Genomic DNA, 13137 nt, shown 5'->3' with positions numbered 1-13137 from the left:
TCCGTGGATGTACGCGGCATGATCAAGGCGCCTGGCGCAAGGAGTGTTTGCCGGCCCTGGTTTTCCTGGCACTTCAGAAACCCGGGGGCACGCCGATTCAGTGGGAATGGCTACACTTCTGTGCAACTGCGAAGGCGCGCCATTGCCGCCACGGAAGACTGATCATGATGAAAGGCTCTGCGTTCCAATCGCTCGGTTGCGCCGAGTGCCGCAACCACGAGGCGTTGGGGTTCGAATTCACTATGGCTTTCCAGCCAATCTTCAACGTCCGAACACGCGCTGCGTTTGCTTATGAGGCTCTGGTCAGGGGCATCAATGGCGAGTCGGCAGGCTACATCCTGGGGCTGGTGAACGACAGCAACCGCTACCGATTCGATCAGGCATGCCGCGTGAAGGCCATAGAGGAAGCCGCAAGATTGGGCATCCTGGACATTCCTGATTGCTTGCTGAGCATTAATTTCCTGCCCAACGCCGTATACCGGCCAGAGACGTGTATCCGGGCCACCCTGGAAGCGGCGCGACTGACGGATTTCCCCTTGGAAAGGCTCATGTTCGAAGTGACCGAGAGCGAGAAGGTGGTGGACCCTGACCACCTCAAGTCTATTTTCGTGGAGTACGAGCGCCAGGGTTTCATCACCGCCATCGACGATTTTGGCGCTGGCTATTCGGGCCTCAACCTGCTGGCCATGTTCCAGCCGCAGGTGCTGAAGATCGATATGGCACTGACCCGAGGCATTGATCAGGACCCGGTCAAACAAGCGATTGTCGAAGGCATCATCCTGGTTGCCAAGCGCTTGGAGATCCTGGTCATCGCTGAAGGTATCGAGACCCGGGAAGAAAGCTCGATGCTTTTAGGCATGGGGATCGAGCTGATGCAGGGGTATTTGTACGCGCGGCCTGAGGTCGGTCGCCTTGCGGTGGGTAGCTTTGACTAAACCATGAGGTTGTCGGTGACTGAAGCGTCACTTTGTGCGCTTCAGTCACGACATGGCCCGGCGGCACAAGCGCTTTTATCAGGGGCAGTGGACGTCAGAATAATACGCACAGCCATCACCACTCCCACAAGGACGCCTGCAAGACCTGCTGCTTCTAGAAGTGTTGGCAGTCGGTGATGAAACAACAAGCCCAGTAGCGTGGCGAATAAAGATTCGAGGGAGATCAGTTGCCCGGAAAGCACCATGGGAAGGCGACGGGACGCCGCGTTCCAGGCCCAGGCCCCGACGACGGATGACATCAGTGCAATAACCAAACCCCAAGCGTACAGGTGTCCCGCCAGGGAAATTCCAAAGCCCAGACTCGGCAGCTTGAGAAGATCAAGCGCGTGCACCGCAGGCAACAGACATAGCGTTCCTATCCCAGCACCGACCATCATCAGACCGGTCCAGGCACCGGATGCATCGGCCGGGAGATTGTCCAGGGCGCCCTGGTTCAACCAACTGAATACGAGCCACAAGAGGACGGCACTGATCGAGAAAAATACGCCTGCCGGCCATGAACCATGGTCGTTGAGGGGCTGATTGAGACTGCTGATGTTCGACAGCAATAGCCCACCCGTTAAACAAACCAGCGGTATCGCCAGCCTTCGCCATTGAAGGGTTTTGTTCGTGGCATTGCCGAGCAGCGCCTGCAAGACCGGCACCATGCCAATAAACGCCGGCGTCAGCACCGGCCCGGCAAAAATGACGCCGGCGGCAATACAGCTGCTGTAACCCAGGTATCCGAAGACACCCAGGCTTGCACCAAGCACCTGCTGATCGCGGCGCAAGAGCCGAAGCTGGGCTCGACAGAGCATCATGACACCCACCCCCAGCGCACCGGCAATCAAAAACCGTATGACCATCAAGTCGTAGATCGTGTAGTCACCCGTGACGTAAGGCGCAATGAAATTCAACGCCCAGCTCAGCGTAGCGACGACGGCAAGGCTTACTCCGACGAGGGTGTTCGAGTGAGGGGTGGGCATACATTCACATCCATAAGGCATTCAACGTATGTTGCCCAGCGTCGCGGCTATGCTACAAACGAGTTCTCAGCCCTGGATGCATTACCTCTGATTATGAATACCCTTGGAAAGTCGTTACCGCCGCTGGCCAGTCTGCTGCCTTTCGAAGCGGCTGCGCGGTTGGAGAGTTTCTCCAAGGCCGCCGAGGAACTGCACATCACCCAAGCGGCGGTCAGTAGGCAGATCCGCGGGCTTGAAGAGGATCTGGGACTGAAGCTTTTCTGCCGCCGTAACCGCGCTGTCTTCCTGACACAGGAAGGGCGTGAGTTAGGCCGTGTGGTGAGCGCAGCGTTGCAAAGTATCAGCGACAGCGCCGTTACCCTTCGCCAATCGCCCGCTAAAAACCGCGTCGTTTTACTGTGTCAATTGTGCGAAGCGTTCTACTGGCTGATGCCGCGCCTTTCGACCTTTCACCAGCGCTACCCGGAAATCGAGATCCAGGTGGCCACATCCACCAGGCCCTTGACTGAGTTCAATGAACATTTCGACGTGGCGCTACAAAGCACGGGACGTCCGAGCGGTGCGCATATTTTGACGTTCACCGCAGCTGACGAAGTGTTTCCTGTGTGCAGTCCTCATTACCTGCGTACCCGCAAGCGGCTGCCCGTCAGTGCCCTTCAATCCCACAGCCTTTTGCACTATCGCGCCACGCCGCCTCATTGGATGCAATGGGATGGCTGGCTGCAGGCGTTTGGGCAGACGTTGAATGACGCTTCCCAGGGCACGGTGTTCGATAGCTATCCCTTGATGCTCCAGGCGGCAGTCGAGGGGCATGGTATCGCCCTGGGGTGGAAGCGCACCGCCGCACGGCTCATTGAAAGCGGTGCGTTGGTGAGACCTTGCGCGGAAAGTGTCCCTTTATCGGACGCGATCTCTGTTTTCAGGCGGCCGGGTGGGGAAGGTCGGGTTGAGGTGGACGCGCTGATCGACTGGCTTGAAGATGAGTTGCGACGTGATAGCTGACGGCATGTTCCGCCGTCCTGTTTCTGCCAATCGCCATTAAATCGGTGAAGTGGCCGCTTCTGCGGCCATGGCGGCCCTGACACTGGGGCGTGCCTCGATTCGCGCCATGAATGCCGCCAACACGGGCCAGTCTTCAATCTCGATATCGAAGAACGGCAACCATTTGAGCACTGTGAACAAGTAACCGTCGGCCAGGCCAAAGGTGCCCATCAGGTAGTCCTGCTCTTCGAGCACCAGGGTCAGGTAGTCAAAGCGCTTGAACAGTTTTTGTTTGAAAATGGCCTGGGTCGACACCGGTATATCGGCGTTGAACAGGGGGGCACAACCACTGTGAATCTCCGTCGAAATGAAGTTCAGCCACTCCTGAAGGCGAACCCGTTCCCACGTGCCAGGGGCCGGTGCCAATGGGTTGCCCGGGACAAGGTCGGCCAGATACTGGACGATGGCGGGCCCCTCGGTGAGCACGTTACCGTTGTCCAATGCCAAGGCGGCGACGTAGCCTTTGGGATTGATGTCCAGGAAGTTCAGTCCGTCTGCGGTTTGCTTGGTCTTGTTGTTGATCCGGACCAATTCAAAAGCGATGCCCAGTTCCCGCAGCACAATGTGCGGGGACAATGAACAGGTCATGGGGGCAAAGTACAGTTTCATGGGGTCTCCTCAGGTATCGATGCAGTCACACGTTCAACAGCGCACCGTTGTTGGCCGCGGCGCTAGCATCCGTCAGGGCGGGCGCCTTTCGCAAAGGACTTATTGAGTGCTAGCTTATGACAAAATCTCATGAGCACCGCGAAGTCATATGGCCGCCAGAATTCCCTCCCTCAATGGCTTGAAAGCGTTCGAGTCGGCTGCTCGGCACATGAGTTTTACCAAGGCCGCAGAAGAGTTGAACGTCACGCAAACAGCCATCAGTCATCAAATTCGTCGGCTCGAAGATGAGCTAGGCGTCCGGTTGTTCTTGCGACACAAGGACGGCCTGGCCCTGACAAGTGAAGGCCAGGCGTATTTGCCCGGAATCCGTTCGGCCTTTCATGAGATTCGGTACTCCACTGAACAGCTGCTGGAAACCTGCAACAACAGTGTATTGACGATCAGTACGCTGGTTTCCCTGGCCTCCAAATGGTTGTTGCCTCGACTGGCGTCTTTCCAGGATGCATTTCCCCATATTGACGTGCGCGTGAGCGCTTCCACCGAACTGGTGGACTTGCGTAAGGGTGGCATTGACGCGGCGATTCGTTACGGTTTTGGCGACTGGAAGGGGTTGCGCGCTGATTGGCTAATGTCCGATGAGGTTTTCCCGGTGTGCAGCCCCAAGCTGCTGGAAGGCCCCAAGGGCTTGAAAAGCCCGGCTGAACTGGCCAATCAGACATTGCTGCAGGTCAGTGGGATGACCCACAACGACTGGAGTGATTGGTTGAGTGCCGCGGGACAACCGAAAAAATTGGCCGAAGGCTCACGGCTGACGTTTGACCTGGCAATGATGGCCGTGCAGTCTGCCATCGACGGTTTGGGTGTTTGCATTGGACGCTCGAGCTACGTCGATGATGATCTGAAAGCGGGTCGGTTGGTCGCGCCATTTAATCTGAGGTTGCAGTCTGATCTCGGCTTTTATCTCGTGACACCGCTTGAATTGGCCCACTCGAAAAAAGTGCAGGCGTTCAGGACCTGGTTGATGGATTTGGTGAATCACTCGGACACACCGAGCATCAACGAAGTGCTAGGTTGATTCGAAAGAGCCTGCCTCTCGCCGCTGAGCCTGGCGGGCTTCCGTGCGTACGACGATCCAGATTCCGACGCCGGACACCGCCATGCCCGCCGCCATTTGCCATGACAGCGGTTCGTTGAACATGGCCCACGCCCAGAGCATCGTAATGGGCGGGCTGAGGTACAGGACGCTGGCGACTCGGGTGGCTGTCGAGCGACGCAGGCACAGCCAATAGAGTCCATATCCGCCCATCGTGGACAATCCCGCCGTCCACAAGACGCTCAATGCAAAACCGCTGCTGGGTATCGGCGCCAGGCTGCCCTGACTCCCCTCGACCAGGGCGAACGCGAAGCCCGACACACAACATTGCAGCCACAGGTTGGGCAGCAAGCCCAGCGATTGCGAAGGGAGCAGGTACTTCTGCCACAGTGTCGCGACGGCGAGGGAAAGCATGCCCAGCAGCGGCAGGCCATAGGCCCACCAAGGTGCATTGCCCCACGCCAGTGCGCCCTGGGTCACCAGTACGACGCCGAGCAGGCCGATGACCAAGCCTGCCCAGACCTGCCAGGCCAGTCGCTGTCGCAGGACACCCGCGGCCAACAGCGCCAGGCCCAACGGCAGCAGGTCAGCGAAAAGCGCGGCCAGGCCAGCCGGTACCCCCAGAGCGATGCCTTGGGTGATGCCGGCCAGATAACCCGCCATGGCCAGGAGGCCGATGCCGGCATTTTTCAGCAGCACTGCAAATGACGTGCGCCACAGTTGCCTGGCAACGAAGGGAAACAGAATGAGCGTGACCACGACGCAGCGCCAGAACACCACCAGCAACGCCGGTGCGTAGTCGAGGGAGAACCGCGCGCCGATGAACCCGGAACTCCAGGTCAGCAGCAATGCCGCTTCAAGCAAGGGCAGCGCAACGAGCTGGCGCCAGTTGGGGCGGGAGAGGGAAGTGCAGGAAATCGATTTGGTCGGGTTCATGACCCCAGACTACGAAAGCGGCGTAATCTAATAAATCAAAATAGATTGCATCAGTCATTCACGAAGATTGAATCATGACGGCCATCCTCGATATCGATCTGATCCGTACGTTTCACGCCGTGGCGCGAATCGGCAAATTCAGTGCGGCGGCAGAACAACTGCACAAAAGCCCGGCGGCGGTGAGCGTGCACATACAGCGGCTGGAAGCGGTCGCCGGGGGGCGCTTGCTCAATCGGGATAATCAGTCGGTTTCCCTGACCGCCCTGGGCAAGCGCTTGCTCGTGTCGACGACGGAGCTGCTCAGCACCCATGATCGGGTGCTGGCCGACCTGCACGGAACCCGTCTGGCGGGACGCATCACCTTGGGGGTGCCGGATGAATACGCCGACCATGTCATCCGCGACATCCTCCCGACCTTCGCGGACGCGTGGCCAAACGTGGTGCTGGAGCTCAAGACCGCGCCAAGCTATGCGCTACGTGAGCTGGTCCGGCGCGGCAAACTCCAGGCGGCGGTCATCGCCCAGCCCAAGGGCGTGCCGGATGCCGAGGCGCACGTGCTGGTTTCCACCACGCCCGTCTGGGTGGGGCCGATCAACCCCGCCGTGGCTTCGATGGAACCCCTGCCGTTGGCGGTGCATGCGGCACAGTGCCCTTATCGTCAGGCCATGCTGGAGGCGCTGAGGCATAGCGGTCGGCGTATACGCATCGTCTTGGAAAGCCCCTCCAACCAGGCCGTCAAGGCTTGTGTGGAGGCCGGTCTGGCGATCAGTCTGATAGACCGCGCCCGGGTGACGGACACCATGCAGATCCTCGAACACCTGCCAGCCATTCCAGAGCACGAGGTGGTGTTCATCCGCTCCCAAGCGTCACGCACCGATGAAGCGGTGAACCTGCTTTCCCGTGCCATGCAGCAGTATTTTCGCCTGTAGGCAGCGTCAGAATGGCCCCAGTTTGAGCGGGTACTGGATGACGATGTACAGCCGGTCGATGTCATCGCCGCCCTGGCTGCTGTTGGCGCGGTGGGTGACGTGGGACAGTTGCAACGACAGGTCCTTGGCCGGGCCTGATTGCACAATGTAATGCAGGTCCAGGTCACGCTCCCAATGACGTCCGCCGTCCCCTTGCGCCGAACGGTAGGTGCCAGTGTCCGCATCGAACGGGTTGTAGGCACCGCCTTGTGGGGCATGGTTGCCGTCTATGCCGCGACCAGTCACATAGCGGGCCATGAAGTTCAGGCCGGGAATGCCCAATGCGCCCAGGTCGAGGTCGTAGCGTGCTTGCCAGGAGCGCTCGCCCGGGCCGTTGAAGTCGGCGTATTTGATCGAGTTGGCCAGGTAGATGGAATCGCCACCGACGAAATCGAAGGGCGTGTCGCCGTTGATTTTCTGATAGGCCAGGGTGAACGCCTGGGCATTGATCCGATATTTACCGAGCAGGCTATAGGCTGTGGTGTCGATGGCCCCGGCGCTGGCCTTGCCTTGGTCGCGGGTTCGGTACAGGTTGCCATCGAGGAACAGGTCGCCAAGGGTGGTGTGCAGGTTGGCATAGTACTGACGCCAGGTATCGCTCAGCTGGCTGGCATAGAGCGCACCGCCCAGGGTTTGGCCGGTGAACAGGTCGGCGCCGATGAAGTCGATGGCGCCGTTGCGCGTTGTCGCCCCGTAACCGGAAAAGTCACCCTTGCCGGTCGAGGCGTCCTGATTCTTGAACGCACTGAAGTGGCCCGCCTGCAAATCGACCCCGTCGAATTCTCGGCTGCAGAGCAGCAGGCCGCTGGCGTATTCCGGTTGCAGGCGCTTGTCTGCTGTGTCGAATACCGGGCTCTCTACCGTCATTTCGCCGACCGCCAGGGTGGTCCGTGAGGCCTTGAGTTTCAGCGCGCCGCCAGCGCTGGAGTAACCCTCTTCGCTTCGCCCATCATCATTCAACGGCAATAAGCCCGTCCCTGAATGCCCCTTGCCGCCGTCCAGCTTCAAACCCAGGAACCCATGGGCATCGACACCCACGCCGATCGTGCCCGGGGTGAAGCCGGACTCGAACGAGGCGATGAAGCCTTGGGTCCATTCCTGTTTGTAGCTTTTGCCCGCCGGTGTCGGTGAGCGATAGTCATTGTTGAGGTAGAAGTTGCGGCTGAGTACCTCAAGCCTTGCGCCCTCGAGCAAGCCGGGAGCGCTTTGTGGGATTTCTGCCGCCATTGCTGGTGCGGTGCTGCCGCTGAGTATCACAAGTAGCCAAACGGGTTTCAGGGAGGAGGGTGCGTGTCCCGGGGCGGTGAGGTGTCTTGATGCAAACAGCATGCTTCAATTTCCGCGTGTGAAGTGACACAAACGTGTGCGATGCATGAACCGTGGCAACGTTGTGTCTCAGTGAAATAGGCGCTGGCGCACCGCGCGCTGGGCGCGGTTTCCAGCTTCAGGCAATAGGTCTGACAGGGCTGCATTCTTGATGGAGGGGGGCGGGACGTGCGAGTTAAACGTTGTTAATTGCGCTTATCTGCGCAGGCGGGTGCAAGGCACCTGTCGTCGTGCGCCAAGGGCGATGTGATGGACGGCGTGGACATCGGGGCTTGGAGGAGTAGCCTGGGTTGATCTGTACACAGCTCCATCAATTCTGGCGCGAGGCCAAGGAGTTCACTACATGATTGATCTGTCATCCTGGAATCTGACGATTCCTGAAGGCGCCCCCGCGAAGGTGATTGAAACCCCGCGGCTGGTGAAGGGCTACTCCGACAAGTATTTTCGGTCCGGCAACACCTTGTTTTTCTGGGCACCGGTGACGGGCTCGACGACTTCCAAATCCGAATTCCCCCGCAGTGAGCTTCGGGAGACATACCGAGACGGGCGGCTGCGGAATTGGACCTATCCCGAAGCAGAGCATCGGCTTTCAGCGAGCCTGATCGTCAATCAGATGCCTTCCGAGGGCCGGATTGTTATCGGGCAGATACATATCTATCAAGGCAAGGGCCCGCTGCTAAAAGTTGAATACCTTTACGATCCACCGAAGAAAACCGGCAGGGTGGTGGTGAACTATCGCCTCAAGCCCAACAGTGCCGACAGGACTGTTGTCATCGCCGAGGGGGTGGACCTGAAACAGAAATTATCCTACGAAGTGCGCTTGAGCCCGGCCGGCTATTTGAAGGTCAGTGCCCAGGGGAATCAATGGGGCAAGCAGCTGAGCTCCAGCTGGAAGAACAAGCTGCTGTATTTCAAGGCGGGCGCCTACGCCCTGGACAATACCGGCTATAAAAGCGAAGGCGCCCAGGTCACCTTCAGCCGGTTGGAGGTCGGCCATCGGACGCGCTAGGTCGATGGGAGCTTGCCTGGTATCGGCAAGCTCCCGGATCGGGATCGCGATTTATTTCCCGACAGTTGACAGCGGCGGCGTCCGAGGCGGGACCAACCGCTTGGAACCCATCGACTCAAACGCCGAAGCCAGGCGCAGCAACGTCGAATCGTCATAGGCTCGCCCGGCAAACGTCAGGCCGACGGGCATGCCGATGTCTGCCATGACGCCCATCGGCACCGTTACGGTGGGTACGCCGAGGTGCCGGATGGCGAGGTTGCCATTGGCGACCCAGACCCCATTGCTCCAGGCGATATCGGCAGATGCTGGATTGATATCGGCGTCCGCCGGCCCGACGTCGGCGACAGTCGGGAAGATCACGGCATCGAGGCCAAGCCGGTCCATCCAGTCTTCAAGGTCGACTCGACGTGTCTGTTCAAGGCCGCGCAGTCCGTCGGGCAGGGTGGGGATTTGGTCCCAAGGGGTGATGCCGCGCTCGGCCATCTTCACGTACTCATCCATACCAGCGGCGAGATCGTCCTCGCGGTTGGGCAGGGTGCCGGGGTCGTGGGGGAAGATCTTCGGTCCGTCGACGTCGGCCAGGCGATTCAGTTTCGGATCACCGTTGGCCCGCAGGAAATCATCGAAGGCCCAGGCCGACAGGTCCCACAACTCATGGTGCAGGAATTCCTTGGAAACCAGACCACGGGTGAACACGGTCGGTGCGCCAGGGCGATCACCTTCACAGTTGGAGACCAGCGGGAAATCCACCTCGACCACTTCGGCGCCACAGGTTTGGAGGGCCTGGCGGGCCTGCTCCCAAAGGGCGATCACCGAGGGGCGGGTGATGATTCGCTGTCCCGTCGGACCGCCGATGCCGGGCGCATCCGCCGTACCCGCATCGGGATCGGCATTGATGTACATGCGAGGAACGCCGAACCGAATGCCGGCCAGTCCAGCAGGGCTGCTAGCCAGGCCTGGATACGAGACGGGACGCACCGACTCGACACTGGGGATGGGCACCCAGGGTTGCAGGCGCCACAAGTCTCCCCGCGTCTCAGGGTCATTCGCCACCACCACGTCCAGCACCTCGAGCAGGTCGGCCATGGTCCTGGCGAAGGGCACGACTACGTCCATTGTCGGGGTCAACGGCCAGTTGCCTCGCACGGAGATCACGCCGCGCGAAGGCGTGTAGGCGCACAGCCCGTTGTTCGATGCCGGGCCGCGTCCGCTCGACCAGGTTTCTTCCGCGAGGCCGAACGCCGCAAAACTGGCCGCGGTGGCGGTACCCGCACCGTTCGAGGAGCCCGAGGCAAAAGGCGCCGTGAGATAGTCGCCGTTATATGGGCTCTCCGCACGGCCATACACCCCGCGTTGCATGCCGCCATTGGCCATGGGCGGCATATTGGTCTTGCCCAGGCAAATCGCCCCGGCGGCGCGCAGCCGCTCGATCGTGAACGCATCGCGATAGGCAACCAGGTCCTTGAACGCCGGACTTCCGGAAGCGGCGGTGAGGCCCTTGACCAGATAACTGTCCTTGGCGGTATAGGGAATGCCGTCGAGCGGCCCCAGCGTCTGGCCGCTGGCCCGCCGGGCATCGGATGCCTGCGCTTCCTTGAGTGCATCAGGGTTGCGAACCACCACCGCGTTGAGGGCTGTGGGCGTGTCCGGCCCGTCGTACGCATCGATCCTGGCGAGATAGGCCTGGACCAGCTCTACCGCAGTCGTCTGGCCGGAATCGAGGGCCGCACGCAGTTGGGCAATGGAGACTTCGGTGATTTCGATCATGCTATTACCGTCGCGGCAAAGGGATGACAGTGCAGGCCGTTCAAACATCAGGTCCTGACTCGGAAAGCGGATATTTATCGGCTTTTGTCCAATGTACTACGTCCGCACTCCGAGGGTCCATCCGGGTACTGCGTTGAAATGGATTCTTCACCCATTCGTCAACGAGACATCCAGGCATTCTTGACAACCGTCGAGCCTCGACAAATACTCGTCACAACTATTCATATAGATGACTAGATAACAAGGTGAATAAGGTCGATGAAATCTCTCTCCAGTGATGTCCGCTTGCCGCTTTACCAACGTTTGCGCGACCAATTGGCCGAACAGATTGCCAACAATCGCTGGCGTCCGGGGGAGGCGATTCCCACCGAGGCTGCGCTGTCGGCCGAGCACCAACTGTCTACCGGCACTGTGCGCAAGGCGATCGATGCATTGGTCAGCGAGGGCGTCCTGGAGCGTCAGCAAGGCCGTGGCACTTTCGTTCGCCGGCCGCAGTTCCAATCCTCACTGTTTCGTTTTTTCCGCTTTCAAACCGCTGCGGGTGAGCGCCGGGTGCCGGAGAGCCGCATCTTGTCGATCGAGCCCGTGCCTGCGCCCTCGGCGGTGGCCCAGGCGTTGGGACTGGCGCCCGACGCCCCGGTGATTCGCATCGTTCGGGTGCGTCTGCTGGACGTGGAACCGGTGCTCGCCGAAGAGATCTGGCTGCCGCGCAGCCGCTTTCAACCGTTGCTCGAGATCGACCTGAGCCAAAAAGGGCCCTTGCTCTACCCCATCTACGAAGAAACCTGCGGTCAGGTGGTTGCCTATGCCGAAGAAACCCTCACCGCTGAATCGGTGAATGAGGTGCACGCACGATTGCTCCGTGTACCGGTAAACAGCCCGGTGGTGGTGATCGAGCGCCTGGCGCGGGACTACGCCGGCACCCCGCTGGAGTGGCGACGCTCTCGCGGGCGTGCCGAGCATTTCCGCTACAGCGTGGAAATCCGCTGATCCGGGTGGATTAGCGCGGCGTACAGCGGCGAGTCGGTCGCCGCTGTCTTTATCGTTTTGTTTGCCCTGACTGGCCCTGCGGCGGCGCGGTTCGCTCTCGGCTGCCTTTCGTTTCACCTACAAGGATAAAAAACATGTTCAGTTGGTATCGCCAAGTCACTGCGCGGGAGCGCAAAACGTTTTGGGCCTGTTTCGGCGGATGGTCACTCGACGCCCTGGAAGTGCAGATGTTCGGCCTGGCGATACCGGCACTGATTGCCGCGTTCGCCTTGAGCAAGGGCGATGCGGGGCTGATCAGCGGCGTCACCCTGGTGACCTCGGCCCTTGGCGGTTGGGTTGGCGGGACGCTGTCGGATCGCTACGGTCGGGTGCGCACGTTGCAGTGGATGATCCTCTGGTTCTCGTGCTTCACCTTCCTGTCTGCATTCGTCACCGGCTTCCACCAACTGTTGATCGTCAAGGCCTTGCAGGGTTTCGGGATCGGTGGGGAGTGGGCTGCCGGTGCGGTATTGATGGCCGAGACCATCAATCCTAAATACCGCGGCAAGGTCATGGGCACCGTGCAAAGTGCCTGGGCGGTGGGTTGGGGGCTGGCAGTCGGCGTTTTCACGTTGATCTATTCCCTGGTGCCGCAAGACATGGCCTGGCGGGTGATGTTCATCGTGGGCCTGCTGCCGTCGTTCCTGATCATCTGGGTGCGGCGCAACGTTGAAGAGCCCGACAGTTACCAGCGCCTGAAAAAAGAACAAGCCATCCCGCAGAGTTTTTTCAAATCCCTGGGCGGTATCTTTCGCCCCGAGCTGATCCGCGTCACGTTGTTTGGCGGATTGTTGGGCCTGGGGGCACACGGTGGTTACCACGCGGTGATGACCTGGCTGCCAACGTTCCTTAAAACCGAGCGGAACCTGTCGGTGCTGAACTCCGGCGGCTACCTGGCGGTCATCATCTTCGCGTTCTGGTGTGGCTGCGTGGTCAGTGGCTTTATGATCGATCGCATTGGCCGGCGCAAAAACATCGTGTTGTTCGCGTTGTGCTGCGTCGTGACCGTGCAGTGCTACGTGTTCCTGCCTCTGAGCAATACCCAGATGCTGTTCCTGGGGTTCCCGCTCGGCTTCTTCGCGGCCGGGATCCCGGCGAGCCTGGGCGCGCTGTTCAACGAGTTGTACCCGGCGGACGTACGCGGCGCCGGTGTCGGCTTCTGCTACAACTTCGGTCGTGTGCTTTCGGCGGTGTTTCCATTCCTGGTGGGGCACATGAGTGATTCGATGTCCCTGGGATCGGCCATTGGCATCGATGCCGGGATCGCCTACGGCGTGGCCGTGCTCGCGGCACTGTGCCTGCCGGAAACCCGAGGTCGCAGCCTCGAAGCCTCGCCTGCATCGGTGCAGGCTTCTGCCAGCGGGACCGAGAGCGCCCGAGCCTTATGATCTTCACTTTG

Annotated in this window: 12 protein-coding genes; 7 read left to right on the top strand and 5 right to left on the bottom strand. The window is 60.1% G+C overall.

Annotated features, from left to right (window positions below):
• The first annotated feature begins 164 nt into the window (after positions 1-164).
• Positions 165-935 carry an EAL domain-containing protein gene (locus CD58_RS16025; RefSeq protein ID WP_025214010.1) on the top strand — a complete coding sequence of 257 codons (771 nt, stop codon included), beginning with the start codon at positions 165-167 and terminating at the stop codon, positions 933-935.
• A 41-nt stretch (positions 936-976) separates the two neighbouring features.
• Here the strand turns inward: CD58_RS16025 and CD58_RS16020 are convergent, their stop codons facing one another.
• Positions 977-1960, bottom strand: coding sequence for a DMT family transporter (locus CD58_RS16020; protein WP_025214009.1), 984 nt, complete (start codon positions 1958-1960; stop codon positions 977-979).
• Positions 1961-2053: 93 nt separating this feature from the next.
• On the opposite strand from CD58_RS16020, the gene CD58_RS16015 reads away from it, so the two are divergent.
• On the top strand, positions 2054-2962 hold the full coding sequence (locus tag CD58_RS16015; RefSeq protein WP_025214008.1) for a LysR substrate-binding domain-containing protein: 909 nt from the start codon (positions 2054-2056) through the stop codon (positions 2960-2962).
• Between the two features lie 36 nt (positions 2963-2998).
• Here the strand turns inward: CD58_RS16015 and gstA are convergent, their stop codons facing one another.
• Positions 2999-3610, bottom strand: coding sequence for a glutathione transferase GstA (gstA, locus tag CD58_RS16010; RefSeq protein WP_025214007.1), 612 nt, complete (start codon positions 3608-3610; stop codon positions 2999-3001).
• 148 nt (positions 3611-3758) lie between these two features.
• Between gstA and CD58_RS16005 the strand changes: the two genes are divergently transcribed.
• Entirely contained in the window at positions 3759-4685 is a 927-nt protein-coding gene (locus tag CD58_RS16005) for a transcriptional regulator GcvA (RefSeq protein WP_025214006.1), read from the top strand.
• Here the strand turns inward: CD58_RS16005 and CD58_RS16000 are convergent.
• Positions 4677-5639, bottom strand: coding sequence for a DMT family transporter (locus CD58_RS16000; RefSeq protein ID WP_025214005.1), 963 nt, complete (start codon positions 5637-5639; stop codon positions 4677-4679). The genes CD58_RS16005 and CD58_RS16000 overlap by 9 nt on opposite strands.
• Before the next feature lie 74 nt (positions 5640-5713).
• Between CD58_RS16000 and CD58_RS15995 the strand changes: the two genes are divergently transcribed.
• On the top strand, positions 5714-6568 hold the full coding sequence (locus CD58_RS15995; protein WP_025214004.1) for a LysR family transcriptional regulator: 855 nt from the start codon (positions 5714-5716) through the stop codon (positions 6566-6568).
• A 6-nt stretch (positions 6569-6574) separates the two neighbouring features.
• Here the strand turns inward: CD58_RS15995 and CD58_RS15990 are convergent, their stop codons facing one another.
• A complete protein-coding gene (locus tag CD58_RS15990; RefSeq protein ID WP_025214003.1) occupies positions 6575-7936 on the bottom strand; it encodes an OprD family porin in 1362 nt (453 codons plus the stop codon).
• Between the two features lie 340 nt (positions 7937-8276).
• On the opposite strand from CD58_RS15990, the gene CD58_RS15985 reads away from it, so the two are divergent.
• Positions 8277-8942: a polysaccharide lyase family 7 protein gene (locus CD58_RS15985; RefSeq protein WP_025214002.1), complete on the top strand. Its 666-nt coding sequence runs from the start codon at positions 8277-8279 to the stop codon at positions 8940-8942.
• Between the two features lie 51 nt (positions 8943-8993).
• Here CD58_RS15985 and CD58_RS15980 read toward each other — a convergent pair whose 3' ends face one another.
• Positions 8994-10709, bottom strand: a complete 1716-nt coding sequence (locus tag CD58_RS15980; protein ID WP_025214001.1) for an amidase — start codon at positions 10707-10709, stop codon at positions 8994-8996.
• A gap of 258 nt (positions 10710-10967) precedes the next feature.
• On the opposite strand from CD58_RS15980, the gene CD58_RS15975 reads away from it, so the two are divergent.
• Entirely contained in the window at positions 10968-11699 is a 732-nt protein-coding gene (locus CD58_RS15975) for a GntR family transcriptional regulator (RefSeq protein WP_025214000.1), read from the top strand.
• 134 nt (positions 11700-11833) lie between these two features.
• Positions 11834-13126, top strand: a complete 1293-nt coding sequence (locus CD58_RS15970; protein WP_025213999.1) for an MFS transporter — start codon at positions 11834-11836, stop codon at positions 13124-13126.
• Positions 13127-13137 lie beyond the last annotated feature (11 nt).

This window comes from Pseudomonas brassicacearum (assembly GCF_000585995.1).
In the GTDB taxonomy this organism is placed as follows: domain Bacteria; phylum Pseudomonadota; class Gammaproteobacteria; order Pseudomonadales; family Pseudomonadaceae; genus Aquipseudomonas; species Aquipseudomonas brassicacearum_A.
Note: the sequence above shows the minus strand (reverse complement) of the source record. Positions and strands in the feature narration are given on the sequence as shown.

Coding starts and splice junctions, on each gene's coding strand:
- CD58_RS16025 (WP_025214010.1), top strand. CDS start 165: ATGATGAAAGGCTCTGCGTTCCAATCGCTCGGTTGCGCCGAGTGCCGC.
- CD58_RS15985 (WP_025214002.1), top strand. CDS start 8,277: ATGATTGATCTGTCATCCTGGAATCTGACGATTCCTGAAGGCGCCCCC.
- CD58_RS15980 (WP_025214001.1), bottom strand. CDS start 10,709: ATGATCGAAATCACCGAAGTCTCCATTGCCCAACTGCGTGCGGCCCTC.
- CD58_RS15990 (WP_025214003.1), bottom strand. CDS start 7,936: ATGCTGTTTGCATCAAGACACCTCACCGCCCCGGGACACGCACCCTCC.
- CD58_RS15995 (WP_025214004.1), top strand. CDS start 5,714: ATGACGGCCATCCTCGATATCGATCTGATCCGTACGTTTCACGCCGTG.
- CD58_RS16015 (WP_025214008.1), top strand. CDS start 2,054: ATGAATACCCTTGGAAAGTCGTTACCGCCGCTGGCCAGTCTGCTGCCT.
- CD58_RS15975 (WP_025214000.1), top strand. CDS start 10,968: ATGAAATCTCTCTCCAGTGATGTCCGCTTGCCGCTTTACCAACGTTTG.
- gstA (WP_025214007.1), bottom strand. CDS start 3,610: ATGAAACTGTACTTTGCCCCCATGACCTGTTCATTGTCCCCGCACATT.
- CD58_RS16005 (WP_025214006.1), top strand. CDS start 3,759: ATGGCCGCCAGAATTCCCTCCCTCAATGGCTTGAAAGCGTTCGAGTCG.
- CD58_RS16000 (WP_025214005.1), bottom strand. CDS start 5,639: ATGAACCCGACCAAATCGATTTCCTGCACTTCCCTCTCCCGCCCCAAC.
- CD58_RS16020 (WP_025214009.1), bottom strand. CDS start 1,960: ATGCCCACCCCTCACTCGAACACCCTCGTCGGAGTAAGCCTTGCCGTC.
- CD58_RS15970 (WP_025213999.1), top strand. CDS start 11,834: ATGTTCAGTTGGTATCGCCAAGTCACTGCGCGGGAGCGCAAAACGTTT.